The sequence below is a fragment of the Mycobacterium sp. ITM-2016-00318 genome (assembly GCF_002968285.2).
In the GTDB taxonomy this organism is placed as follows: Bacteria; Actinomycetota; Actinomycetes; order Mycobacteriales; family Mycobacteriaceae; genus Mycobacterium.
The window spans coordinates 4,076,449-4,100,396 of record NZ_CP134400.1; the positions used below are offsets into that span (position 1 = coordinate 4,076,449).

General features: G+C 67.0%; 25 protein-coding genes. 13 read left to right on the forward strand and 12 right to left on the reverse strand.

Translation table 11 applies throughout. The annotated features are described in order from the left end of the window. Positions 1-11: 11 nt before the first annotated feature. Positions 12-1,001, reverse strand: coding sequence for a malate dehydrogenase (locus C6A82_RS19890; RefSeq protein ID WP_105342700.1), 990 nt, complete (start codon positions 999-1,001; stop codon positions 12-14). A 145-nt stretch (positions 1,002-1,146) separates the two neighbouring features. Between C6A82_RS19890 and corA the strand changes: the two genes are divergently transcribed. Next, a complete protein-coding gene (gene corA / locus C6A82_RS19895) occupies positions 1,147-2,247 on the forward strand; it encodes a magnesium/cobalt transporter CorA (protein WP_105349289.1) in 1,101 nt (366 codons plus the stop codon). A 72-nt stretch (positions 2,248-2,319) separates the two neighbouring features. Here the strand turns inward: corA and C6A82_RS19900 are convergent, their stop codons facing one another. The 6 genes from C6A82_RS19900 to C6A82_RS19925 all read right to left on the reverse strand — a co-directional run bounded on the left by C6A82_RS19900 (position 2,320) and on the right by C6A82_RS19925 (position 8,040). Then, positions 2,320-2,901 (reverse strand): suppressor of fused domain protein, encoded by a 582-nt coding sequence (locus C6A82_RS19900; protein WP_105349288.1) that lies wholly within the window; start codon positions 2,899-2,901, stop codon positions 2,320-2,322. Beyond that, entirely contained in the window at positions 2,898-4,169 is a 1,272-nt protein-coding gene (locus C6A82_RS19905) for an ABC transporter ATP-binding protein (RefSeq protein WP_105349287.1), read from the reverse strand. The genes C6A82_RS19900 and C6A82_RS19905 overlap by 4 nt, the downstream gene beginning before the upstream one ends. 4 nt (positions 4,170-4,173) lie before the next feature. Further along, entirely contained in the window at positions 4,174-5,010 is an 837-nt protein-coding gene (locus C6A82_RS19910; RefSeq protein ID WP_105349286.1) for a carbohydrate ABC transporter permease, read from the reverse strand. A 1-nt stretch (position 5,011) separates the two neighbouring features. Beyond that, complete coding sequence (locus C6A82_RS19915) at positions 5,012-5,953, reverse strand: carbohydrate ABC transporter permease (RefSeq protein ID WP_105349285.1); 942 nt, start codon at positions 5,951-5,953, stop codon at positions 5,012-5,014. Continuing rightward, a complete protein-coding gene (locus C6A82_RS19920; RefSeq protein ID WP_105349284.1) occupies positions 5,950-7,347 on the reverse strand; it encodes an ABC transporter substrate-binding protein in 1,398 nt (465 codons plus the stop codon). The genes C6A82_RS19915 and C6A82_RS19920 overlap by 4 nt, the downstream gene beginning before the upstream one ends. A 165-nt stretch (positions 7,348-7,512) precedes the next feature. Beyond that, positions 7,513-8,040 carry a general stress protein gene (locus C6A82_RS19925; protein ID WP_105349283.1) on the reverse strand — a complete coding sequence of 176 codons (528 nt, stop codon included), beginning with the start codon at positions 8,038-8,040 and terminating at the stop codon, positions 7,513-7,515. Positions 8,041-8,148: 108 nt separating this feature from the next. Here C6A82_RS19925 and C6A82_RS19930 point away from each other — a divergent pair, with 108 nt between their 5' ends. Both C6A82_RS19930 and C6A82_RS19935 read left to right on the forward strand, forming a co-directional pair. Then, complete coding sequence (locus tag C6A82_RS19930; protein WP_396836382.1) at positions 8,149-8,961, forward strand: DUF4190 domain-containing protein; 813 nt, start codon at positions 8,149-8,151, stop codon at positions 8,959-8,961. A 1-nt stretch (position 8,962) separates the two neighbouring features. Continuing rightward, positions 8,963-9,415 carry a DUF4190 domain-containing protein gene (locus C6A82_RS19935; RefSeq protein ID WP_105349281.1) on the forward strand — a complete coding sequence of 151 codons (453 nt, stop codon included), beginning with the start codon at positions 8,963-8,965 and terminating at the stop codon, positions 9,413-9,415. Positions 9,416-9,425: 10 nt separating this feature from the next. On the opposite strand, the gene C6A82_RS19940 is transcribed toward C6A82_RS19935, so the two are convergent. Then, complete coding sequence (locus tag C6A82_RS19940; protein WP_105349280.1) at positions 9,426-10,382, reverse strand: CoA ester lyase; 957 nt, start codon at positions 10,380-10,382, stop codon at positions 9,426-9,428. Between the two features lie 25 nt (positions 10,383-10,407). Here C6A82_RS19940 and C6A82_RS19945 point away from each other — a divergent pair, with 25 nt between their 5' ends. The 5 genes from C6A82_RS19945 to C6A82_RS19965 all read left to right on the forward strand — a co-directional run bounded on the left by C6A82_RS19945 (position 10,408) and on the right by C6A82_RS19965 (position 15,863). Beyond that, positions 10,408-11,697, forward strand: coding sequence for a magnesium transporter MgtE N-terminal domain-containing protein (locus tag C6A82_RS19945; RefSeq protein WP_105349279.1), 1,290 nt, complete (start codon positions 10,408-10,410; stop codon positions 11,695-11,697). Further along, the gene (locus C6A82_RS19950) at positions 11,694-12,248 is read left to right on the forward strand and encodes a DUF1003 domain-containing protein (RefSeq protein ID WP_105349278.1); all 555 of its coding nucleotides are present in this window, start codon (positions 11,694-11,696) and stop codon (positions 12,246-12,248) included. The genes C6A82_RS19945 and C6A82_RS19950 overlap by 4 nt, the downstream gene beginning before the upstream one ends. 145 nt (positions 12,249-12,393) lie before the next feature. Further along, entirely contained in the window at positions 12,394-13,731 is a 1,338-nt protein-coding gene (locus C6A82_RS19955; protein ID WP_105349277.1) for a lytic transglycosylase domain-containing protein, read from the forward strand. A 51-nt stretch (positions 13,732-13,782) separates the two neighbouring features. Further along, a complete protein-coding gene (locus tag C6A82_RS19960; protein ID WP_199193981.1) occupies positions 13,783-14,925 on the forward strand; it encodes an Mrp/NBP35 family ATP-binding protein in 1,143 nt (380 codons plus the stop codon). Positions 14,926-15,011: 86 nt separating this feature from the next. Further along, positions 15,012-15,863, forward strand: coding sequence for a hypothetical protein (locus tag C6A82_RS19965; RefSeq protein ID WP_105349275.1), 852 nt, complete (start codon positions 15,012-15,014; stop codon positions 15,861-15,863). Here the strand turns inward: C6A82_RS19965 and tatB are convergent. The 4 genes from tatB to sigE form a co-directional block, all read right to left on the reverse strand. Continuing rightward, positions 15,860-16,252 carry a Sec-independent protein translocase protein TatB gene (gene tatB / locus C6A82_RS19970; RefSeq protein WP_105349274.1) on the reverse strand — a complete coding sequence of 131 codons (393 nt, stop codon included), beginning with the start codon at positions 16,250-16,252 and terminating at the stop codon, positions 15,860-15,862. The two genes, C6A82_RS19965 and tatB, sit on opposite strands and share 4 nt — an antisense overlap. Then, positions 16,252-17,742, reverse strand: a complete 1,491-nt coding sequence (locus tag C6A82_RS19975; RefSeq protein WP_233217186.1) for a S1C family serine protease — start codon at positions 17,740-17,742, stop codon at positions 16,252-16,254. The genes tatB and C6A82_RS19975 overlap by 1 nt, the downstream gene beginning before the upstream one ends. A gap of 70 nt (positions 17,743-17,812) precedes the next feature. Further along, on the reverse strand, positions 17,813-18,208 hold the full coding sequence (rseA, locus tag C6A82_RS19980) for an anti-sigma E factor RseA (RefSeq protein WP_105349273.1): 396 nt from the start codon (positions 18,206-18,208) through the stop codon (positions 17,813-17,815). A gap of 89 nt (positions 18,209-18,297) precedes the next feature. After that, positions 18,298-19,062, reverse strand: a complete 765-nt coding sequence (gene sigE, locus C6A82_RS19985) for an RNA polymerase sigma factor SigE (RefSeq protein ID WP_105349272.1) — start codon at positions 19,060-19,062, stop codon at positions 18,298-18,300. Positions 19,063-19,252: 190 nt separating this feature from the next. Between sigE and C6A82_RS19990 the strand changes: the two genes are divergently transcribed. The 5 genes from C6A82_RS19990 to C6A82_RS20010 all read left to right on the forward strand — a co-directional run bounded on the left by C6A82_RS19990 (position 19,253) and on the right by C6A82_RS20010 (position 23,948). Next, the gene (locus tag C6A82_RS19990; RefSeq protein WP_105349292.1) at positions 19,253-19,933 is read left to right on the forward strand and encodes an O-methyltransferase; all 681 of its coding nucleotides are present in this window, start codon (positions 19,253-19,255) and stop codon (positions 19,931-19,933) included. Between the two features lie 108 nt (positions 19,934-20,041). Then, positions 20,042-20,728, forward strand: a complete 687-nt coding sequence (locus C6A82_RS19995; protein WP_105349271.1) for a TetR/AcrR family transcriptional regulator — start codon at positions 20,042-20,044, stop codon at positions 20,726-20,728. Next, positions 20,700-21,638: an ABC transporter ATP-binding protein gene (locus tag C6A82_RS20000; RefSeq protein WP_105349270.1), complete on the forward strand. Its 939-nt coding sequence runs from the start codon at positions 20,700-20,702 to the stop codon at positions 21,636-21,638. The genes C6A82_RS19995 and C6A82_RS20000 overlap by 29 nt, the downstream gene beginning before the upstream one ends. After that, positions 21,635-23,257 (forward strand): ABC transporter permease, encoded by a 1,623-nt coding sequence (locus C6A82_RS20005; RefSeq protein ID WP_105349269.1) that lies wholly within the window; start codon positions 21,635-21,637, stop codon positions 23,255-23,257. Before C6A82_RS20000 ends, C6A82_RS20005 begins: the two co-directional genes overlap by 4 nt. 16 nt (positions 23,258-23,273) lie before the next feature. Then, entirely contained in the window at positions 23,274-23,948 is a 675-nt protein-coding gene (locus C6A82_RS20010) for an isoprenylcysteine carboxylmethyltransferase family protein (protein WP_199193979.1), read from the forward strand.

Genomic DNA, 23,948 nt, shown 5'->3' on the forward strand with positions numbered 1-23,948 from the left:
ACCTAATCGCCTCAGATGAGGCCGAGTTCCTTGACGGTGTTGCGCTCGTCGGCCAGTTCGGCCGTCGACTTGTCGATCTTGCCGCGGGAGAAGTCGTCGATCTCCAGCCCCTCGACGATCGACCAGTTGCCGTCCTTGGTCGTCACTGGGAACGACGAGATCAGACCCTCGGGAACGTCGTAGCTGCCGTCGGAGACCACTGCCATCGAGACCCAATTGTCCTTCGGGCTGCCGAGCAGCCAGTCGCGGGCGGCGTCGACGGTGGCCGACGCGGCCGAGGCCGCCGACGAGGCGCCGCGCGCATCGATGATCGCCGCGCCGCGCTTGGCGACGGTCGGGATGAAGTCGTTCTCGATCCAGTCCTGGTCTTTGACGACCTCGGCGGCGTTCTTGCCGCCGACCTCGGCGTGGAACACGTCGGGGTACTGGGTGGCGGAGTGATTGCCCCAGATCGTCATCTTCTTGATGTCGGTGACCTTCGCGCCGGTCTTGCGGGCCAGTTGCGAGATCGCCCGGTTGTGGTCAAGGCGGGTCAGCGCGGAGAACCGCTCCTGCGGAATGTCGGGCGCGTTGGCCATCGCGATCAACGCGTTGGTGTTGGCGGGGTTACCGGTCACCCCGATACGGACGTCATCGGCGGCCACCGAGTTGAGCGCCTTGCCCTGCGCCGTGAAGATCGCGCCGTTGGCCTCGAGGAGATCGCCGCGCTCCATGCCGGGGCCGCGCGGCCGTGCGCCGACCAGCAGGGCGAGGTTCACGCCGTCGAAGATTTTGTTGGCGTCCGCGCCGATCTCGACGCCGGACAGCAGCGGGAACGCGCAGTCGTCGAGCTCCATCACGACACCCTCTAGCGCCTTCAGTGCAGGCTCGATCTCGAGCAGACGCAGCTCGACCGGGCGGTCAGGCCCGAGCAACGAGCCGCTCGCCAAGCGGAACAGCAGGCTGTAGCAGATCTGGCCGGCGGCTCCGGTGACCGCGACCTTGAGGGGAGATGTGCTCACGTCTTCAGGCTCCTTGGGCAGAGAGGTTTTCCGTGGTCGAAACTAGCGCACCGGCGAGTTCCCGAATCGGGCGGTCCGCAACCGTCCGCGCGTAGCATTGTCCGGGGCCGAATCGGGCCTGCGCTGCGACAGGAGGTCACCGGAGATGCCTTCGTTCCGCGGCGCTCTGCCTCCCGCCCTTCGGCCTGCGCGAAGCAGGCACAGCCACGACGCGAAGTCCACCCACGTGCCGGTCGCACGGGCGATGGTCGACTGCGCCATCTACGTCGACGGTAAGCGGCTACCCGGCAAGTACACCCATGCCGCGGCGCTGAACAAGGTCCACGAGTTGGGATCCGAGGGCAGGAACGCATTCGTGTGGATCGGCCTGCACGAACCCGACGAACACCAGATGCAGGCCGTCGGGGACGTGTTCGGGTTGCACGAACTGGCCGTCGAGGATGCGGTGCACGCACACCAGCGGCCGAAGCTGGAGCGCTACGACAAGACCCTGTTCATGGTTCTCAAGACGGTGAACTACATCGAGCACGAATCGGTGGCCAAGGCCAGGGAGATCGTCGAGACCGGCGAGATCATGGTGTTCGTCGGCGCCGACTTCGTGGTGACGGTCCGCCACGGCGAACACGGCGAACTCGCCGGGGTGCGACGCAACCTCGAAGCCTCACCCGCTCTGCTCAAGCTGGGGCCCTACGCGATCATGCACGCGATCTCCGACCATGTGGTGGACGGCTATCTCGACGTCACCGATCTGATCGAGACGGACATCGACACGATGGAAGAGGACATCTTCTCGCCCGTCACCCACACCAACATCGAGTGCATCTACCTGCTCAAGCGGGAAGTCGTCGAACTGCGCAGGGCCGTCAACCCGTTGACCCTGGCGCTGCAGCGACTCCACACCGACCACAACGACCTCATCTCGGTCGAGGTGCGGCGCTATATGCGCGACGTGCTCGACCACAACATCCAGGCCTCCGACCGCATCACGAGCTACGACGAAATGCTCAGCTCGCTGGTGCAGGCCGCCCTCGGCAAGGTCGCCATGCAACAGAACGTCGACATGCGCAAGATCTCGGCGTGGGTGGCGATCGCGGCTGTGCCCACGGCGCTGGCGGGCATCTACGGGATGAACTTCGAGCACATGCCCGAGCTGCAATGGACCTGGGGCTACCCGGCCGTGCTCACGGTGATGTTCTGTGTGTGCTTCCTGCTGTATCGCACCTTCCGGCACAGCCACTGGCTCTAGATCAACCGCGAATTTGCGTTCCTGCAGGCCCTCTCTCGCACTTCCTCTGCCGGAATGCAATTTCGCGAGAATCTAACTGGGCGCTGAGGCCTTGCGGTTCGGGTCGAGCACGTCGACGCCGTCGCTGCGCCACGCCTCGCGCATGGCCTCGGCCCCTTTGAGCCGCACCCACGCTGCCTCCGTCGGCGTGATCGGAATGGCCGAAAGCACGACCACCGGATCGTGGGGGGCGGGCAGCTCGACATCGCCGATGTCGCTGCGGCCCAACAGGAATGCGGTGAAGGCAGCACCATCCCACAGCGCAGACCCGAGGTCGACCAGCGCATCGGGAGCCAGCACCAACCCCTCGACGGCGGGTGCGGCCGCCAGCACCGCCACGCTGCGCGCCAGGCCCGTCGGCGTCGGGACGCGCAATGCGACGGCCACCTCCGCGCGGGGTCCGCGCACCGTTCTTCCGGCGGTGGCGAACTCGGCGGGATCGGTCATCGGCTCGCGCGAACAGCCCAGCGAGACATAGTGGATGACGCCGTCGGCATCGGGTCCGAACCGCAGCACGTCGAACGACTGCGTGCCCAGAAACGTCACGGTCGCGGTGTCGGGCTCGGAAGCGAAGTGTGCGAGCAGGCGAGCGCGAACATCCGCAAGGACTGTCACCCGGTCGGCGGCGACGTCTGCTCGTCGGGCGTGAAGGTCCGCTCCTCCTGCGGCGCGGGCGGCGACGCAGGTGGCGACGACGCGGCGTGCTCGCGCGCTCCCGGCGGCGGGATGGAGAGGTTGGCTCCGGTGTCGGCGTCGAAGATGAGCAGCTTGGTGGTGTCGAAGGCGAGTTCCACCGTGCCTCCCGCCGTCACCTTCGACTCGGTCGAAACCCGTGCCACGAACTCGTTCTCGCCAACGCCCGACTCTGCGGCGAGCTCTGCCAGCTGTGCGGCCCGCGCACCGGCACCCTCGGATCTGAAGTGCACGTACTTGTCCGCACCGAGCGATTCGACGAACTCGACCGTCACCTCTGCGGTCAACGCCCGGATCCGCGCGTACGTGTCGATCAGCGAGGCGTCCTCGATGTGTTCGGGCCGGATCCCGACGATCGCGTTGTTGGGCCTCTTGTGCTGGGCAAGCACGTCGTGCACCTCCTGGGTGAGCGTCACCTCGCCGAACGGCAGCCTCACCCCGACATCGGTCAACGTCGCCGGGAAGAAGTTCATCGCGGGCGATCCGATGAAACCGGCGACGAACAGGTTCGCCGGCCTCGAGTAGAGCTCCTCGGGTGTGCCGATCTGCTGAGCGATCCCCGCGCGCATGACGACGACGCGGTCGCCGAGCGTCATCGCCTCAGTCTGGTCGTGGGTCACGTAAACCGTTGTGGTGCCGAGCCGGTTCTGCAGCCGGGCGATCTCCGAACGCATCTGCACGCGCAACTTGGCGTCGAGGTTGGACAGCGGCTCGTCCATCAGGAACGCCTTCGGGTTGCGCACGATCGCACGTCCCATCGCCACCCGCTGGCGCTGGCCACCCGACAGCTGTGCCGGCTTGCGATCCAGAAGCGCCGTCAGGTCGAGGATTTTCGCCGTCTCTTCGACCTTGGTGGCTATATCGGCCTTTTTCACCTTCGCCAACGTCAGCGGAAAAGCGATGTTCTGGCGCACGGTCATGTGCGGGTAGAGCGCATAGGACTGAAAGACCATCGCGATATCGCGGTCCTTGGGCGCCTTGTCGTTCACCCGCTCGCCGCCGATGCGCATCTCGCCCGACGAGATCTCCTCCAGGCCAGCGATCATGTTGAGCGTGGTGGACTTTCCGCAGCCGGACGGGCCGACGAGGATGATGAACTCGCCGTCGGCGATCGTGACCGAGAGATCCTTCACGGCCGTGGCGCCGTCGGGGTAACTCTTGGTCACCCGATCCAACACAATCTCGGCCATCGAACTACCCCTTCACCGCACCGGACGTCAATCCAGCGACGATCCGTCGTTGGAAGATGAGAACAAAGATGATGATCGGAACCGTGATCACCATTGCGCCCGCGGCAATGGATCCCGTCGGCTCCTCGAATTGCGAACTGCCCGTGAAGTTCGCGATCGCCACCGGCGCGGTGATCGCGCGTTCGGTGGCCGTCAACGACAGCGCGAGCAGTAGGTCGTTCCACGCGAAGATGAACACCAGGATCGCCGCGGTGACGATGCCGGGCGCCGCCAGCGGCGCGATCACCTTACGGAACGCCTGCGACGGTGTGGCGCCGTCCATCTTGGCAGCCTTCTCCAGATCCCAGGGGATCTCCCGGAAGAACGCCGACAGCGTGTAGATCGCCAACGGCAGCGCGAACGTGATGTACGGGATGATCAGGCCGGGCCACGTGTCGAAAAGCCCGATGCTGCGCCACATGTTGAAAATCGGTGTCACCAAGGAGATCTGCGGGAACATCGCGATCAGCAGTGCGACGCCGACCAGCAGACGCTTACCCGGAAAGGACAGCCGCGCCACCGCGTAGGCCGCCATACCGCCGACGACGACGGCGATCACCGTGGTGATAAGCCCGATACCGATCGAGTTGATCAGCGCCGAGCTGAACGCATTCCCGGAGAAGATGCCCTTGTAGTTGTCGAAGGTGATCTCGCTGGGAATCAGCTTGCCGTCCTTCACCGTTGAGGTCGGCTTCAAAGACAGCGAAAGGATCCACAGCACCGGGAACAGCGCGTAGATCACCACGAGGATGTTGACAACGGTCCATCCCGTTGCCCGGCCCGCGCCGACACGCTCAGCCACGTCAGCGCCTCTCCTCGTCGGACCCGGGCGCCGACGCGCCGAAGAGCGTGATGTAGATGAACGCGATGATCGCCACCGACAGGAAGATCAGCACGCTGATCGCCGACCCGAGGCCGAGGTTGAAGGCCTTGAACAGGTTGTCGTAGCCCAGGATCGACACCGACCCGGTGTTGTTGGCCCCGCCGGTGAGCACGTAGATGTTGTCGAAGATGCGGAACGCGTCAAGCGTACGGAACAACAGCGCCACCAGAATCGCCGGCTTGATAAGCGGCAGAGTGACTTTGAACAGCCTCTTCCACGCGCCTGCGCCGTCGACCTGCGCGGCGTTGAGCAGGTCCTGCGGCACCAAAGCAAGGCCGGCGAGCAACAGCAGTGCCATGAACGGCGTTGTCTTCCACACCTCGGCGAGCACGACGATGGCCAGCGACGGGAGCTGCTCGGTCAGCGGCGCGCTGCCCTCCGGCAACAGGTTGGCCAGATAACCGGTGCCCGGTGTCCATGCGTAGTACCAGCTGTAGGACGCGGCGACGGTGACGATGCCGTACGGGATGAGGATCGCGGTGCGCACGACACCCTTGCCGAAGATGGTCCGGTGCATCACCATGGCCAGCGCCATGCCGAGCACGAACTCGATGGCGACCGAGACGACGGTGATGACAAGGGTGATGACGAACGCCGTCCACCAGTACCGGTCGGTGAGAACGGTCTGGTAGTTCGACAACCCGACGAACGCGGTGTCGTCCGGCGCTGCCAGGTTGTAGCGCTGCAGGCTCAGCCACACCGCGTAGCCGATGGGGTAGGCGGTGACGGCCAGCATCAGGATGACCGCGGGCGCGATCAACAAGTACGCCAGCCTGCGGTCGGACTTCTTGTCGTCGCCTGCGCCCCCCGCAGACGGTGCCGGGGTCTTGGATGCGTCGTGGTCTTCCAAGGTGGCCGTCATGGAATCAGCCCCTTACCGTCGATGGCCTTCTGAACCGCTTCGGTCAGCTCGTCGGCGGTCCGCTCGGGGTCTATTTCGGTGATCGGCGCGAGCGTCGCGGAGATCCTGGTCGAGACCGCCTGGTAGACGGGCGTGGCCGGGCGAACCGCGGCGCTGGTGAGCTGTTCGCGGATGATCGCGTACTGCGGATATTTCTTTTGGAACGCCGGGTCGTCATACAGCGAGGTGCGCACCGCGGGCAGGCCACCCTCGACCGACGTATAGCGCTGATTTTCGACACTGCGCAGGCACCGGATCGCTTCGAACGCCTCGGCACGGTGCTGGGTGGTGCGGGCAACCGCGAGGTTCAGGCCGCCCAGCGTCACCTTCGCCTGCTCGCCCGGCTGCACACCCGGATAGGGCGCGAACCCGAACACCTTCTTGCTCGCGTCGTACGCCGCGTCGAATTGGGCGTCGTCGGGTGAGAAGGTGCCTTCGTCGTTGATGCTGCCCGCCAGCGCGGGGTCCTTGTCGAGGGGAAGGAAACTCACCCCGCCCTTGACGGCGTTCTCCAACATCGAGGGCAGCACGAACGGCCAGTTCACCTCGAGCGCGGCCTTGCCCTGTTCGAGAGCGAGTCGTGCGGTGCCTTCGTCGGTCTGGGTGATGGACGGGTCGGCGCCTGGCGCGGTGGCCACCGCCTTCATGATCTGCAGCGCCTTGACCGTCGCCGCTCGATGCTCGGGGGTGTCGACCAGCGTGACGGATTTCCCGTCATCGGAAAGCACTTGACCGCCAGCGCTTTCCAGCAAGGTGTTGAACCACACCACCAGACCTTCGTACTGCTTTGCCTGTAGCGCAATCCAACTTGGCTTGCCTGCGGCGTGCAGTCTGGTCGCCTCGGCCACCATGCCGTCCCAGGTGTTCGGTGGCTTGTTCATCAGATCCGCGCGGTACCAGAGCAATTGGGTGTTGGTCGTGACCGGCGCGGCATAGAGCTTGTCCTGCCACTTGGCTGTTTCCAAGGGCCCCGGCAGCGTGTTGGTGGTGGCGTCGGCCTCGGCCTGCCCGGACGGATCGTCGGACAGCGGCAACGCCCAACCGGCCTCGGCGAATTCGGCGGTCCACACGACGTCGAGCGCCATCAGGTCAAGCGTCTTGTCGTTGCCTGTGAGCCGCCGTGCCAACTGCAGGCGCTGCGCGTCGGCCTCTTTGGGCAGGCTGATCTGCTGGATGGTGAAGCGGCCCGCCAGTTCGTCGTTGCAGCGCTTGGCCACGGCGGTGAACGTCGCCATCTCGCTTGCCGGCGTGTAGTAGTTGATGACGAGCCCGCCACCGCCGGAACCACATGCCGTCACCACGGATGCCGTAGTCGCAGCCGCCAACGCCGCTGCACACAGTCGACGTGCGCGCACGTCGAGCCTCCTGTCCGCGTCCGATGTCGCCGCCGGAGCGGCTCCGGCGGGGAAGTCCCGCGCCAGAACCGTAGAGCTAGCTGTGCGTGATTTGCAACACTTCGCAGCGGCGCGTCGATAGCCGCAGCATGATCGTGACCTGCGACGGCGCGCTGTTCGTCAGGCTCAGATGGCCAAGCGCGCCAGCAGTTCCCGGCCCTTCTCGGCGTTCTGCGGGTCGCAGAGCACGTCATAGCGGCCCGCAACGAGCTGCATCGTGGAACTGAAATCTCTTGTGCCGCGAGCCATCGCGTACGGGATCGCCGACGTGATCAGGCCGAAGAAGACACCCGCGACCAGGCCGGTGATCAGCGACGCCCACGGGTTCTCGCTGAAGAAGCCGAGAATCAGCCCGATGAACAGGCCGAGCCATGCGCCCGTGAGCACGCCGCCGCCGAGGACCTTGGGCCAGGTCAGCCGGCCGGTGACCCGTTCGACCTGCATCAGGTCGACGCCGACGATCGTCACCTGCTGGACAGGGAACTCCGCATCGGACAGATGGTCCACCGCGCGCTGCGCCTCGGCGTAGGTCGGATACGAACCGATCGGCCAGCCCTTCGGCGGCGTCGGCAAGGCGGCAGGTCCGCGGGCCGGAGTCGTCGGCGCTCCCGGTGTCGTGCCGGGGGTTTGCCCGGGCTGGAAGGGGCTGGTCATGGATCCTCATTCTCCCTTATTCGAACCGAGAATTCTCGACGCCGTCAAAGCTCAACGTTCGGCGGCGGGCGTTGGTGCCCCACCTCGGGTACCAGCGCATACGCTAGGTTGAACAGCATGACAAATCCGGGTGGGGACTCCTCCGAAACGCCAACATCCGACACCGGTTCAAGCTCGTCGGAGCCGACATCGGGCGCGTACGAAGCGCCGTCGATCGAGCAGTCGCAGCAGCGGGACGACGAGTCGGCGCCGCAGCCCGCCACCGAACACTTCACCCCGCCTGCCGAGCAGCACGTCCCGCCTGCGCAGCCGGCAGGCGAACAGTCCACTCCGGGACACGCCGCGTCGTCGGCTTTCGACACACCGCCGACCGGTTATCCGCCTGCTCCGGATCCCGGCCAGGGCGGTTACCCGCCGCCCTACCCGCAGGCACCGCCCTACCCGCAATCACCGCCCTACCCGCCGTCACCGGCCTACCCGCCGCCTCCGCCCGGTTTCCCGCAAGCCGGTGCACAGCAGCCGGGCTATCCGCCGCCTTACCCCGACCCGTCGGGGTTCGGTGGGCAGCCCGGATACGGCGCACAGTCCTACCCGCCGCCCCCGTACGGCGCCGCACCGACCGGCTATCCGCCGCCGCCCTCGTCGTATCCGGCACAGGGGTATGCCGGCGGGTACGGCGGTGGCTACGGGCAGCCGCAGCCGGAAACCAACCAGCTGGCGATCTGGTCGCTGGTGGCCTCGCTGATCGGGATCCTCTGCACCCTTGGCTCGCTCGTCGGGATCGGCCTCGGGTTCGTCGCGCTGAACCAGATCAAGGAGAACCGTCAGGGCGGCCACGGGTTGGCGATCGCCGGCATCGCCGTCGGCATCGCGACGTTGATCATCAGCATCATCTGGACCGTGTTCGCGCTCAGCGCCTGACATGAGCAGTCCGCACGAGCCGTACCGCGGCGGCGAGTACCCGCCGTTGGAACAGTCTGCGCCGCAACAGGACCCGTACGCCGCTGTGGATTACCCGACCGGGTATCCGCAGCTGCCACCGCCCGTCTACCCGCAGGGCGGCGGGTATCCGCCCCCGTATCCGGGCTATCCGCCGTACGACCCCTACCAACAGGGCAGGCCGCTCGGCACCAACGGCAAGGCGATCGCGTCGCTGGTCGCCGCATTGGCCGGACTGGTGTTCTGTGGCCTGCCGTCAATCGCCGGCCTCATCCTCGGCATCATCGCGATGCGGGAATGCAAGCGCACCGGCCAGGACGGCTACGGTCTCGCGCTCGCCGGAACCATCGTCGGTGCACTCGTCACCGCGCTGGTCGTGCTCTACTTCGTCTTCGTCATCGGCATCGCAGCGAGCGGATGGCAATGGGCGCCATGAGGTTTGACGGCTAGCTCGGCGGCTGGAACGGTTCGGCCTCGCGCATCATGCCTGCCGCGCGACCCTTGCCGGCGATCACCAGAGCCATCTTGCGGCTGGCCTCGTCGATCATCTCGTCGCCGAGCATCACCGCACCGCGCGCGCCCCCGGCCTGCGAAGTGTGCCATTCGTAGGCCTCGAGGATCCGCTCTGCGTGGTCGTAGTCGGTTTGTCGTGGGCTGAAAAGCTCGTTGCCTGCCGCGATCTGGTCCGGATGCAGCACCCACTTGCCGTCGTAACCCAGCGCTGCCGACCGACCCGCAACGCGGCGGAACGCATCGACATCGCGCACCTTCAGATACGGGCCGTCGATCGCGAGCACGCCGTGGGTCCGCGCGGCGATCAGGATGCGCATCAGCACGTGGTGGTGGGCGTCGCCGATGTCGTAGCCCTCTGGCTGCTCACCGACCTCGAGCGTGCGCATATTGAGGCTGGCCGCCATATCGGCCGGGCCCAGCACCAGCGCCTGCACCCGCGGCCCCGCCGCGATCGCGTCGATGTTGGTCAGCCCGTTGGCGTTCTCGATCTGCGCCTCGACGCCGATCCGGCCGACGGGTAGGCCGTGGGTGGTCTCCAACTGGGTCAGCAGCAGATCGAGCGCGGTGATGTGGGAGACGTCGGTCACCTTGGGCAGCACGATGACGTCCAGCGACGCGCCCGCGGTGGACACCACTTCGATGGTGTCGGCATACGTCCACGGAGTGGTCCAGTCGTTGACGCGCACGCCGCGCAGCTGTCCCGCCCAGCCCGATTCGGCCAGCGCCGTCGCGACCTGCGTACGGGCCTCGGTCTTGGCGTCCGGCGCGACCGCGTCCTCCAGATCTAGGAACACCTCGTCGGCGGGCAGAGTCTTGGCCTTTTCGATCATCTTGGCGCTGCTGCCCGGGACGGAAAGGATCGTCCGACGGGGTCGATACCGGTTTTCCACAACCACACTCTCTACCCTTTGAGTCATGGCGGCGGTGAACAGGGTCTATGCGGCCCGACTCGCGGGAATGGTGGTCTTGGGCCCCGACGGCGAGTCCATCGGCCGTGTCCGCGACGTGGTGATCAGCATCAGCATCGTCCGCCACCAACCACGGGTGCTCGGCCTGGTCGTCGAACTGCTCACCCGACGACGCATCTTCGTGCCGATCGGCCGGGTAACGGCGATCGACCCCAGCGCCGTCACGCTGACCACCGCCAACGTCTCGCTGCGGAAGTTCTCGCAGCGGCCGGGCGAGGTGCTGGTCCTCGGTCAGGTGATCGAGACCCGCGTGCGCGTCGATGATCCCGAACTGCCCGAGCTCGCCGGGGTGGACGTCGTCGTCATCGATCTCGGCGTCGAGCAGAGCAGGACCCGTGACTGGCTGGTCACCAAGGTCGCCGTGCGGCCCCTCGGGCGCCGGCTCGGCCGCCGCCGCAACATCGACATCGTCGACTGGCAGCGCGTGCATGGACTGACGCCGTCGGGCCTTGCCATGCCCGGTCAGGGCGTCGCGCAGCTACTCGAGCAGTTCTCGGGGCAGCGCCCGATCGAGGTCGCCGAGGCGATCCGCGAGCTGCCCGAGAAGCGCCGCTTCGAAGTGGTGAGGGCGCTGGACGACGAACGACTCGCCGACGTGCTTCAGGAGCTGCCGGAAGACGAACAGGCCAACGTGTTGCGCCAGTTGGAGCCTGAACGCGCGGCCGACGTGCTGGAGGCGATGGATCCCGACGACGCCGCCGACCTTCTCGGCACCATGACCCCTGCCGACGCTGAGCTGTTCCTGCGCCGGATGGACCCCGAGGACTCCGAGGACGTGCGCCGCCTGCTGGCGCACTCGCCGGACACCGCGGGCGGGTTGATGACGTCGGAACCGGTGGCGATCGCACCCGACACCACGGTCGCCGAGGCGCTGGCCCGCGTTCGCGACCCGGACCTGACCCCCGCGCTGGCGTCGCTGGTGTTCGTGGTGCGCCCGCCGACCTCCACTCCGACCGGCCGATATCTGGGGTGCGCGCACCTGCAGCGGCTGCTGCGGGAGCCGCCTGCGTCGCTCGTCGGCGGCATCCTCGACACCGACCTGCCGAGTCTGCGGCCCGAGGATCCGCTGACGGCCGTCACCCGATATTTCGCTGCCTACAATCTGGTCTGCGGTCCGGTTGTCGACGAAGAAGGCCACCTGCTCGGCGCGGTGTCCGTCGATGACGTTCTCGACCATCTGCTGCCCGACGACTGGCGCGAGCGCGAGGAACCGGAACTGGCCGAGGGGGTGACATGAGCGATCTGACGGCGCGTCAGCGGCTCGATACCCCCGGCACCTCACGGCGTCGATTTTCCTTCACCGTCGACGCGGAGACGGTAGGACAATTCAGCGAGTCGATCGCCCGGTTCCTCGGCACCGGCCGCTTCCTCATGTGGCAGACGATCCTCGTCGCCGTCTGGATCGCCCTGAACCTGTTCGCGGTCAAGCTGCGCTGGGATCCGTACCCGTTCATCCTGCTCAACCTGGCTTTTTCGACGCAGGCCGCCTATGCGGCACCGTTGATCCTGCTGGCTCAGAACCGCCAGGAGAACCGCGACCGGGTCTCGCTCGAAGAGGACCGCCGCCGCGCCGAACAGACCAAGGCCGACACCGAGTACCTGGCCCGCGAGCTCGCCGCGTTGCGACTGGCCGTCGGCGAGGTCGCCACCCGCGACTACCTGCGCCGCGAGCTCGACGAGCTGCGGGACATGTTGCACGACATGCGGCCTTCGCAGTCCTCCGACGGCAGCAAGGATGGGCCGGGCAAAACCCATAGCGGCGAGCGTCGATCCAAAAAGTCGAATTGAACCAGGTCAGGCATTGTTGTCACGCGGCCCGCGATGACTAGGTATGGTGACTTGGTTCACAAGGCAGGCGCAAACTTAGGACGGTCGAGTGCACATAGGGGGAGGAGCCGCGCTGGAAGCAGTGCGGAATTGCGCAGCGCGGGCCATGCGCTCACCCGTTTTGGGCATTGCGGCCATCACCCCGATCGTCTTCGCAGGCGCAGTCGCGGCCTCGCCCGGCACGATCTCGCCCATCCGCGATTCCGCTGTCACACCGCTTGCGGCCGTCGCCCCATCGCCCATCAACCCTGACGGCGCCTCTGTCGTCGCAGCCACCAAGACGCCGACCCCGTTCCATATCGCCTCGGCCGCAGGGATCTCCGGCCCGCCGCCCTCGGCAGTGGTGAGTTCGCCTGGCACACTTCGCATTCCGATGATCGCGCTGAACGCCTACCAAAACGCCGAACGGATGATGGCGGCGTCCTTCCCGGGCTGCGGCATCAGCTGGAACCTGCTCGCCGGCATCGGGCGCATCGAGTCGATGCATGCCAACGGCGGCGCCACCGACGTATCCGGGTCAGCCGCCCGGCCCATCTACGGCCCCTCGTTGGACGGCACCCTGCCCGGCAACGAAGTCATCGAATTGAGCCGCAACGCCAACCGGGTGACCTATGCCCGCGCGCTTGGTCCGATGCAGTTCCTGCCCGGCACCTGGTCGCGTTACGCGTCGGACGGCAACGGAGACGGCAAAGCCGATGTGCAGAACGTGTTCGACGCCAGCCTGGCCGCGGCCCGCTATCTGTGCAGCGGCGGGCTGAACCTGCGCGATCAGTCGCAGGTGATCACGGCCATCCTCCGCTACAACAACTCGATGGCCTACGCCCAGAACGTGCTCGGCTGGGCGGCCGCGTACGCCACGGGCGTGGTGCCGATCGATCTGCCGCCGATCACCGGGCCGATCCCGCCGATCGCCGACACGCACCTGGATAAGTACCAGGGCCTTGGCCCCGGGTCGCCGCTGAACGTTCTCGGTCTGCCCGCCAACGACCCGCTGGCGATGGTCCCGCTGATGGATCAGACCCGCACCGACGTGGCCAGTCAGCTCAACGGCCAATTCGGTCCGCTGCCCGGACCTGCGCAGGAGGGCGCGCCGATGATGGCGCAGCCCGGTCCCGCGCAAAACGTTCCGTCGTGGATGCCGCCGTGGATGCAGGCCGCTCAGCAACAGCAGCAAGTGCCCCAGCAGCAAGTGCCCCAGCAGCCGCCGCAGCAGAACTGTGCGGTGTTCTGCATCGGCACGAACGCACCCGCGCCGGTGCAGCCGCAGCTGCCGCCGGAAGCGCTGCCCCCAGGCGTCGCACCGGCCGCCGCGCCGCTCGACATCGCGCCTCCCCCGATGGCCGGACCGCCACCCCCGGCCCCTGGCGAAGCGCCACCACCTGCACCTGGGCCGACCGCCGAGCCGCCGATTGTCGGACCGGCGCCGGGCCCGCCACCGGCCTGACCGAGCCCGGGCGCGGATCCGCCCGATCGGCTCCGCCTACACTCGGCGGTGATGTCAGAACGCCGTACTGAGCTGGAATCCGCGATCCGCACCGGCCTCGCCAAGGTGATCGACCCCGAGTTACGCAGGCCGATCACCGAGCTCGGCATGGTCAAGAGCGTCGATGTGGAAGCCGACCGCGGCGTGCACGTCGGGATCTACCTGACCACCGAGGCGTGCCCGAAGAAGGCCGAGATCTCCGAGCGGGTGGCCGCAGCGGTCGCCGATGTGCCCGGCACCGGCGCGGTGAAGGTCAGCCTCGATGTCATGAACGACGAGCAGCGCACCGAGCTGCGTAAGCAATTGCGTGGCGACGCCCGCGAACCCGTGATCCCGTTCGCCCAGCCCGGTTCGCTGACGCGGGTGTATGCGATCGCATCCGGCAAGGGCGGAGTCGGCAAGTCCAGCATCACGGTCAACCTCGCCGCGGCGATGGCGACCCGCGGGCTGACGGTCGGCGTGCTCGACGCGGACATCTACGGGCATTCGGTTCCGCGGATGATGGGCACCACCGATCGGCCCACCCAGGTGGAGTCGATGATCCTTCCGCCGATCGCCCACGACGTGCGGGTGATTTCGATAGCGCAGTTCACCCAGGGCAATACGCCGGTGGTGTGGCGCGGCCCCATGCTGCACCGCGCGCTTCAGCAGTTCCTCGCCGACGTGTACTGGGGCGATCTGGACGTGCTGCTGCTCGACCTTCCGCCGGGCACCGGCGACGTCGCGATATCGGTGGCGCAGTTGATCCCCGGTGCCGAGATCCTGGTGGTGACAACGCCGCAACTGGCCGCAGCCGAGGTCGCCGAACGCGCTGGTGCGATTGCGCTGCAGACCCGTCAGCGCATCGTCGGGGTGGTCGAGAACATGTCCGGGCTCGTACTGCCCGACGGCACCACGATGGCTGTGTTCGGCGAAGGCGGCGGCCGTCAGGTCGCTGAGAGGCTGACGACCGCGGTCGGCGCGGATGTTCCGCTGCTCGGACAGGTGCCGCTGGATCCCGCGCTCGTTTCCGCGGGCGACTCCGGCGTGCCGCTGGTGCTCAGCGCGCCGGATTCGGCCGCGGGCAAGGAGTTACGCGGCATCGCCGACGCGCTGTCGTCCCGCAAGCGCGGGCTTGCGGGGATGTCGCTGGGCCTCGACCCCAGCGGCCGCTAGGTACTTCGCCGCGAGACTGCCCTCCTGCAGGCCTCTACTCGAAGTTTTCCTGCCGGAATGCCGTTTCGCGGCCACACTGAGGCTCGATGGACTCCGAACAGATCATCCGCATCGCGCTGACGGTCATCACCCCGATCCTGACGGCGGGCATCGGCATCGCCGCGCTGGTGATCGGCGACTGGCGCGAGCGCCGAACCAAGCACGGGCTTCGCAAGCTCTCTTTCGAGGACGCCAGCAGGCAGGTGGAATTCGCCGCCGGCTGGTTCAAGGCCAGTAAGGAGATCGCACCCGGGCAGGAACAGCAGGCGGCCGCGCGAGCGCAGGCGTGGCTCGACGAGGCCTCGGGCTTGGTCGCCGATACCAAACCGCCGCCGCCCGACGAAGAGAAGCAGTCGGTCACCGCACGCCGACTGCTACTCGCCTATCCGATGCACCGCCGAGGCGCGCGGGTTCTTCGCGGCTTCTACTACTTCTTCCTCGGCGTGGCCGCTCTTCAGGTTTCCGGGGCGCTGGCGTCGGCCTTTGGCAGAACGGACACCCTTGGTGTGCCCAACTATTTCTCCAGCGGTCTGATCTACGCCGACCTAATTGGGATATCTCTGTACACCGTGGTCGCGATGGGGTTCCGCCTGTGGGCAGTGCGCGTCGAGCACGCGCAGCACACCGACGCGCCGCAGCGGCGACTGACGATGCGCAACGCGTTTCTGCTGTACCGGTTCACCGGTATTCGCGCGCGCATGGTGCGAGTCGTGTACTGGCTCTGGCTGGCTTTCCTCGCGCTGGTCATCGTTGTCATCGCAGTCAGCGCCTTCGAAGACCCACGAGTGCTGCCGTCGAACGTCGTTGCGCTCGTCGCGTGGGTGGGGTGGGGAGTCGGCCTGCGCTACTGGGCCGAATCGCACAATGACCGGGCCGTGCGCGCGCGGGCCGCAGCCTAGGTGGCGTCGCTGTCGAACGGGGTCACACCGGGTTGCCGGGTTGTCGGCGTCGACGGTGTCGTCGGGTCCACGGTGGGCTGCACCGCAGGGTTGTCGTCGAACTTGCCGGTGAAGATCGAATCGTCGCCGTCCAGAAGGTGTTTCGTCAGCGCGGCGCGCGGCGTCATCCCGCGCAGCTTCTGCAGCTCGCTCAGGGGCTCGCGTAGATCGTCGAACTCGGGCCCGAGGTCGTCGCGCAGCTGCTTGGTCGCACCGCTGACGTAGTCGCGGGCCTGGCGCAGTGCATCCGACGTCCATCGGATGGCGCCGGGCAGCCGCTCCGGCCCGAGAATCACCAGCCCGGCGATCACCAGGAGCAGCATCTCGCCCCAGCCGACGTTGGCGAACATTACGCGCTGTTGTCGGAACCGGGATTGACGGTGAGCGTGACACGGCGGCCGTCGCGGACCACTTCGATGGTCGCGTCCTGGCCGACCTTCAACAGCCGCACCGCAACGACGAACTCGTCGGCATCGGCGACCGTGCGGTCACCCACCTTCACCACGACATCGTTTTCCAGGATCCCGGCTTTCTCCGCGGGACCGCCCGCCTTGACGTTGGCCACCTGCGCGCCCGAGGCGAGATCGTTGCTCACCGACCGCGCCGTCAGCCCCAGCGTCGGGTGCGCGATCTTGCCGTCCTTGATCAACGCCTCGACGACGTTCTTCACCTCGTTGACCGGGATCGCGAAGCCGAGCCCAGTGGCCCCGTCCCCCAACTTGCCGGCCGTGTTGATGCCGATGACGTCGGAGTTCATGTTGATCAGCGGGCCGCCCGAATTGCCGTGGTTGATGGGCGCGTCGATCTGGATGCCGTCGATGACGGTGTCGGTGTCGGAACCTTCGCCGGAGAGCGGGACGGGCCGATGCAGCGCGCTGACAATGCCCATCGTGACGGTGCTGCGCAGGCCAAGCGGGGCGCCGGCGGCGATGACCTCGTCGCCTACGTGCAGCCTGTCCGAGTCGCCGAGGCGCGCGACGCTGAGGTTGTCGACGTTGTCGACCTTCAGCACGGCCAGATCGGTCTTCGGGTCGCGGCCGACGAGGTTGGCAGGCACGTCCTTCCCGTCGTTGAACACCACCGACAGCTTGTACTGGCTGGGATTGGTTGCCGCTTCGGAGATCACGTGGTTATTGGTGACGACGTAGCCGCGCGGATCGACGACGACACCGGAGCCCTGCGCACCTTCGTTGTCGCCGGCCGCTTCGATGGTGACCACCGAATCGGCAATCGACGCAGCCACTTTCGCGAACCGGCCCTCCGGTTGTTCGGCGCCGCTGTCGGTGGACAGCGTCACCTTCGACGTGGTGAACGCCTGCACGACTTCTGCCGTCTTGCGGCCCACCCAGCCGCCTGCCAAGCCGATCACCAGCGCGATGATGGCCAGCACGGCCAGCGCGACGTAGGACACCCGGCCACCGAAGAGCACGTCGCGCACACCGAGCTTGCCGACATGTGCGGCTGCAGGTGCCGGTGGGGGCGTCTGCACGGCGGGTGTGCCGAGTGCGGCAGCGGCGTTGGGATCGCGCCATGGATCGTCGGGTTCCTGCGGCTTCTGCCTCTCGCGCTCGGCCTCCAGCGCGCCGATATCGGCGGGATGGCGCTGCAACGAGTCGCCCCTGCCGTTCGGAGGTCCGAAAGCTTCCCGAAGGACGGGATCGGGCGATTGATTGGTGGGCGTGAACTCGCCCTGGTCGCCCTGCTTGCCCTCGCCGACGAACGAGCCGTTCACACCGTCGGGCCTGCCGAACGCCCGGGTGGTCGACGGGTCGACGGGCGGCCGCGAGACAGGGCGCGGCGGAACGCGGTGGCTGCCTTCGATCTGGTCCTGCTTGGTCACCGGTGGTTTCACTCTCTTTTTGGTCGCCGCTGTTCGCCGGCGCGCGCCGATGCTTGGTTTGTCGTCCAGCCTACCGGCGCTTGCGCCGGCCGCGGATGGTGTCGTCAGCAAACTGGTTTGGGTGGTCGTCGCTGGGCGACACCTGCGCGGTGTCCTGCGGAATCTGCGACAACAGGCCCAGAAGCGAGTTAGGTATGGCTATCGGCCGGGAGTCCCGCAACGCGGCCCGGGCCTGTCGCTGCGCCTCCACCTCGCCTGCGCATTCCGGACACAGCGACAAATGATGGGCGGCCCGCAGATGCGCGGTCATTCGCAGCTCACCGTCGACGAAGGCGGCGATGGCCTCGGTGGACAAATGCTCGGTGGAGCCGAACTGACGCGGCCCTACCGGCGCATCACTCTGCGAGGCGAACTGAGTGGGCAGCCAGGAGAACGCGCGGCGAAACACATGCCCCGGGTCGGCCATCACCCCGCTCCTCTCGGCCCATCACCCTCGCGATAGACGGTTCACACTTGAATGTAGCGCGGGAGCCGCCCCCCGACACCCGGGAACGGTCAGGCGGACCTGGCTGTGTCGGCCGAATGCCGGGCCAGATGGTCCCGCAGCGCCTGCCGACCGCGGTGGATGCGGCTGCGTACGGTGCCGAGCTTCACGCCGAGCGTCGCCCCGATCTCCTCGTAGGAAAGACCTTCGATATCGCACAGCACGACCGCGGCACGGAATTCCGGCGGCAGCGAGTCGAGCGCGGCCTGCAGGTCCGGGCCGAGCCGCGAGTCGTGGTAGATCTCCTCGGGGTTCGGCTCGTCGGCAGGCACCCGGTCGTAGTCCTCGGGCAGCGCCTCCATGCGAATGCGGCTGCGCCTGCGGACCATGTCGAGGAAGAGGTTGGTGGTGATGCGGTGCAGCCAGCCTTCGAAGGTGCCCGGCTGGTAGTTCTGCACCGACCGGAAGACGCGGATGAAGGTCTCCTGCGTCAGATCCTCTGCGTCGTGCTGGTTACCCGACAGCCGGTAGGCCAGCCGGTACACCCGGTCGGCGTGCTGACGAACCAGCTCATCCCATGACGGCATGGTGGCGTGGTCGCCGGTGGCGTCGAACACCGCCGTGCCCTGTGGCTCATCGGAAGGCTCAACCCATTCGCCGTCGGTGTACCGCTCGAGGTGGGACATCGAAACAGGGGCCAGGTGGGGGGCCGTTGTGGTTGTGGTCGTCGGATCCTCCAGATCACAGCGTTCACCGCTTATCGGCAACGCGACATCGGCAGCAACGCGAGGGTCGACACGGTTATTCCCAGAGCGCCAGCGTCCGCCGTGTTCCATGCGGCTTACCGTTCCCGACCGTGGTGTGGCTGGCATATGAGCGAACTGAACTTTCCCTGAGAAACCTGATTGTTACCAACATCACCCATGCCTCACCTGGGCAAACTGCGAAACTCGCGAACTCAGTTGACCGGGCCGGCGCGGGCGTGTCGCAGTGGTACCCGATTCGGCACCCCTCTACGCTGCGGGCATGGCCGATGCCCCGGCGAGCCAGCCGCAACCCAGCCGCGCCGAGTCGATCGTCAACCATGCCGAACAGTCGATATCCGAGGACGCCATCGTCGCCGCGGCGCGCGACCGCGCCGTCGAGACCGGTGCGGGCGCGGTCAGCCCCGCCGTTGGGGCGCTCCTGAGCGTGCTGGCCAAGATCAGCGGCGCCAAGGCCGTCGTCGAAGTAGGCACCGGGGCAGGCGTCAGCGGGCTGTGGCTGCTCTCCGGAATGCGGGACGACGGTGTGCTCACCACGATCGACGTCGAACCCGAACATCAGCGCCTTGCCAAGCAGGCGTTCAGCGAGGCGGGCATCGGGCCGTCGCGGACCCGACTGATCGGCGGACGTGCCCAGGACGTCCTGACCCGGCTCGCCGACGAGTCCTACGACCTGGTGTTCGTCGACGCGGAACCGGCCGACCAACCGGATTTCGTCTCCGAAGGCATTCGGCTGCTGCGACCGGGTGGGGCGATCGTCGTGCACCGCGCGGCGCTCGGCGGACGGGCGGGCGATGCCAAAGCTCACGACGCCGAGGTCACCGCTGTGCGGGAGGCCGCCCGGTTGATCGCCGAGGACGAACGCCTGACGCCGGTACTCGTACCTCTGGGCGACGGCTTACTGGCCGCGGCCCGCGACTGGCCCTCCCGCGACGAGGACTGACTCGCTTCGCGCGGTGTGCGCGCCGATGCGATAGCTGTCGCGATTTTACGGAGTTTTGACTGTAATGCCCATTGACTCCGCGCTGAACGCGCGTTTAAGATACTAAACATGCGTTCAGCGGACGATTTGACGGCCCTCGCCCGAATTCGCGACGCCGCGATCGAGCAGGTGGGTCAGCACGGCTTCAGCGTCGGACTGCGCGCCATCGCCCAGGCGGCAGGCGTGAGCGCCGCGCTGGTCATCCACCACTTCGGCTCGAAGGACGGTCTGCTGCGGGCGTGCGACGAATACATCCTCGAAGAAATCCGCGCGTCCAAGTCGGAGTCACTCAAGTCCGCGGACGCCACGTCGTGGTTCGCGCAGATGGCCGAAATCGAGTCGTATGCGCCGATGATGGCCTACCTGGTGCGCAGCATGCAGTCCGGCAGCGCGCTGGCCAAAAACTTCTGGCAGCGCATGATCAACAACGCCGAGGAGTACCTCGAAGAGGGCGTTCGCGCGGGCACACTGAAGCCCAGCCGAGACCCGAAGGCCAGGGCCAAGTTCCTCGGCATCAACAATGGCGGCGGCTTCCTGCTGTACCTGCAGATGCACGACAACCCCACCGACCTACGTGCCGTCCTTCGCGATTACGCCGAAGACATGGTGCTGCCCGCGCTCGAGCTCTACTCCAACGGCCTGATGGCCGACTCGGCCATGTACGAGGCATTTCTCGCCCAGCGCGAACAAGGAATTCCGTTCAGCACTTCAACTGAAGGAGATCACGATGACGGCGACGTCACTGCAACGGTCTGACACGAACGAGGGCTCTCGGGCGGCGGTCGAAATCCGCGGGCTCGACAAGTCTTTCGGTCGCACCAAGGCACTCGACGGGCTGGATCTGACCGTCGCGCCGGGTGACATCACCGGGTTCCTCGGACCCAACGGCGCGGGCAAATCCACCACCATCCGCGTGCTGCTCGGCCTGCTACGCGCCGACGGCGGCACTGTGCGACTGCTCGGTGGCGACCCATGGCGCGATGCCGTGTCGCTGCATCACCGCATCGCCTACGTCCCAGGCGATGTGACGCTGTGGCCCAACCTGACCGGTCTGCAGGCCATCGACTTCCTCGCGCGGTTGCGTGGCGACGGCGCGGTCGACACACGTCGGCGCGACCAGCTCATCGAGCGGTTCGAGCTCGACCCCCACAAGAGGGCGCGCACCTACTCGAAGGGAAACAGACAGAAGGTCGCGATCGTCGCGGCGTTCTCGACCAACGCCGAGCTCTACATCCTCGACGAGCCGACATCGGGCCTTGACCCGTTGATGGAGAAGGCCTTTCAGACCTGTGTGCAGGAGGTGGCCCAACGCGGAGCTGCGGTGCTCCTTTCGAGCCACATCCTCGCCGAGGTCGAGAAACTGTGCAACAAGGTGACGATCATCCGCGCGGGCCGTGCGGCGAAGACCGGCACGCTGGACGAGTTGCGGCACCTGATGCGGACCACGGTCACCGTGCGCACCCAACACGACGGGCGACGGCTCCAAGAGGCCCCCTTCGTCCACGACTTCTCGATCGCCGACGGCCACTACGTCTTCTCGGTCGACCGCACCAATCTCGACGGCGCGATGGCGCTGCTGACTGAATTGGGAATCATCGACCTGACCGTCACGCCGGCATCCCTCGAGGACTTGTTCCTTCGCGAGTACCAGGGCGCGGGCCGATGACGGCGACCGCCGTCGCGCCGCACGCCGGCCGACACGAGTCACCGCCTCCGGCTTCCCCCTTCACCGGCGTCGGCAAATTGATCAGGCTCGCGCTACGCCGCGACCGCGTCCGGCTCAGCGTCTGGATCGCCTCGTTGACGCTGATGATGGTGTACGCACCGAATGCCATCAAGCTGGCTTACCCCGAGGAAGCGCAGCGCGCGGCGCGCGTGAACCTTCTCAAGACACCGGCCGGAATGATCCTCGGCGGCCCTATGTTCGGCGTCAAGGAGACCGACCTCGGCGTGATGATGGCCAACGAGCTCATGCTGACACTCATCATCGCCGCATCGATCATGTCGATTCTCACGGTCATTCGGCACACCCGTGCCGAGGAGGAAAGCGGCGCAGCAGAATTGATGCTGTCATCGGTTGTGAGCCGCCACGCCAGGACCTACGCGGCGCTGATCCTCGTCGGCGCCGTCAACGCGGTGCTGGCGGTGACCATGACGGCGGCGATGGCCGCAACCGGCTTCGGCGTCGTCGACACCGCCGCGATGTGCCTCGGTGTCACGGCGGTGTCGATGGTCTTCGGTGCCGTCGCGGCGGTCACCGCTCAACTCTGGCGGCAGGCCCGCGCCGCCACCGGAGCGGCAATGGGACTGCTCGCGCTGGCCGCACTGGTGCGCGGCGTCGGCGACGTCATCGACAACTCCGGCAGCGCGCTGTCCTGGTTCTCCCCCATCGCCTGGGCGCAGCAGATGCGCGCGTTCGTCGACGTGCGGTGGTGGCCGCTGGCGTTGCTCGTCGTGCTCGCCGTCGGCCTCATCGCACTGGCCGCGGCGCTGGAGAGGAGCAGGCAGTACGACGACGGTGTGCTGCCGTCCTCCGGCGAGCATCCGAACGCGCGGCCGATCGGAGGCGTGCTCGGCCTGCATCTGACGCTGCAGCGGGGCCAGACGATCGGTTGGGCAGTCGGGTTTTTCTTGTCCGGCCTGGCTTTCGGGTCGATGACGAAGTCGCTGCTGGACGCGGCAGCTGACAACGAACTGCTGCAGCGGGTGCTCGCGCAGCAGGGCACCGACGGCGTTTACACCACCCTGACGCAGTTCCTTGCCGCCGCAGCCACCGCCTATGTCGTGTCCGCGGTATTGCGGGTGCGGGCCGACGAGGAGTCCGGCCTCGGCGAGGTCCTGCTCGCCGGCGCGGTGTCGCGGTGGCGGTGGCTGGTCAGCGCCGTCATCGCGGCGATCCTCGGATCCACCGTGCTGATGGTGTCGGCCGGTCTGGGAATGGGTCTCGGAGCGGGCCTCACGATCGGCGAACCGCAGACGATCTGGCGACTCACGCTCGCCGGCCTGGCCTTCGTCCCCGCGATGGCGGCGATGGCCGCGGTTGCGGCCCTCGCCGTTGCGCTGCGATCCGCTTGGATCGGTTGGCTGGCAGTCAGTTTCGTGATCATCTCGCTCTACCTCGGCGCGTTGCTGCGACTCCCGCAGTGGCTGCTCGACGTATCGCCGGTGGGCCAGACCGGGGCGCCGACCGAATATTCCGCCGTCGCGCTCATCGCCATCGCGATCACGGCCATGGCCCTGACCCTTGCCGCGGGCACGATTTACCGACGCCGCGACGCCGTCTGAACCGACAGGAGGAATCGTGAAGCTCACTCTTCAGATGATGTGGTACACCGCCTTCAGCATCCTCTTCTTCGCTGTGCTGTTGTTCTGGCCCGCAGGGACATTCGATTACTGGCAGGCATGGGTCTTCATCGCCGTGTTCCTCGTCGGGGCCATGGTGCCGATGGTCTACCTTGCGGTGAAGTACCCCGACGCGTTTCGGCGGCGCACCCACTCCGGGCCCTTCGCGGAGACGCGGATGGCGCAGAGACTCATCAATATCGGCATCATCGCGACGGCCGTCGCCGCGGCAGTGCTCAGCGCGCTCGACCACCGGTTCGGCTGGTCGAGCGTGCCGACGGCGGTTGTCGTCATCGGCAACGTGCTCGTCCTCGCCGGACTCGCGGTGGCCGAACTCGTCGTCATCCAGAACAACTATGCGGCGGCGACGATCACCGTTGAAGCGGATCAGCCCGCCGTGTCCACCGGACTGTACGGCGTCGTCCGCCACCCGATGTACGTCGGCGCGCTGATCATGATCGCGGGCATGCCGCTCGCATTGGCGTCGTACTGGGGCTTGCTGACGATCATCCCTGGCGTGTTCGTCTTCGCCGCCCGAATCACCGACGAGGAGAAGGCGTTACGCCAGGACCTCGACGGTTATGACGCCTACACCCAGAAGATGCACTACCGATTGGGGCCCGGGCTGTGGTGA

Coding starts and splice junctions, on each gene's coding strand:
- corA (WP_105349289.1), top strand. CDS start 1,147: ATGCCTTCGTTCCGCGGCGCTCTGCCTCCCGCCCTTCGGCCTGCGCGA.
- C6A82_RS19905 (WP_105349287.1), bottom strand. CDS start 4,169: ATGGCCGAGATTGTGTTGGATCGGGTGACCAAGAGTTACCCCGACGGC.
- C6A82_RS19915 (WP_105349285.1), bottom strand. CDS start 5,953: ATGACGGCCACCTTGGAAGACCACGACGCATCCAAGACCCCGGCACCG.
- C6A82_RS19925 (WP_105349283.1), bottom strand. CDS start 8,040: ATGACCAGCCCCTTCCAGCCCGGGCAAACCCCCGGCACGACACCGGGA.
- C6A82_RS19935 (WP_105349281.1), top strand. CDS start 8,963: ATGAGCAGTCCGCACGAGCCGTACCGCGGCGGCGAGTACCCGCCGTTG.
- C6A82_RS19945 (WP_105349279.1), top strand. CDS start 10,408: ATGGCGGCGGTGAACAGGGTCTATGCGGCCCGACTCGCGGGAATGGTG.
- C6A82_RS19950 (WP_105349278.1), top strand. CDS start 11,694: ATGAGCGATCTGACGGCGCGTCAGCGGCTCGATACCCCCGGCACCTCA.
- C6A82_RS19955 (WP_105349277.1), top strand. CDS start 12,394: ATGCGCTCACCCGTTTTGGGCATTGCGGCCATCACCCCGATCGTCTTC.
- C6A82_RS19960 (WP_199193981.1), top strand. CDS start 13,783: ATGTCAGAACGCCGTACTGAGCTGGAATCCGCGATCCGCACCGGCCTC.
- C6A82_RS19965 (WP_105349275.1), top strand. CDS start 15,012: ATGGACTCCGAACAGATCATCCGCATCGCGCTGACGGTCATCACCCCG.
- tatB (WP_105349274.1), bottom strand. CDS start 16,252: ATGTTCGCCAACGTCGGCTGGGGCGAGATGCTGCTCCTGGTGATCGCC.
- rseA (WP_105349273.1), bottom strand. CDS start 18,208: ATGGCCGACCCGGGGCATGTGTTTCGCCGCGCGTTCTCCTGGCTGCCC.
- sigE (WP_105349272.1), bottom strand. CDS start 19,062: ATGGAACACGGCGGACGCTGGCGCTCTGGGAATAACCGTGTCGACCCT.
- C6A82_RS19990 (WP_105349292.1), top strand. CDS start 19,253: ATGGCCGATGCCCCGGCGAGCCAGCCGCAACCCAGCCGCGCCGAGTCG.
- C6A82_RS19995 (WP_105349271.1), top strand. CDS start 20,042: ATGCGTTCAGCGGACGATTTGACGGCCCTCGCCCGAATTCGCGACGCC.
- C6A82_RS20000 (WP_105349270.1), top strand. CDS start 20,700: ATGACGGCGACGTCACTGCAACGGTCTGACACGAACGAGGGCTCTCGG.
- C6A82_RS20005 (WP_105349269.1), top strand. CDS start 21,635: ATGACGGCGACCGCCGTCGCGCCGCACGCCGGCCGACACGAGTCACCG.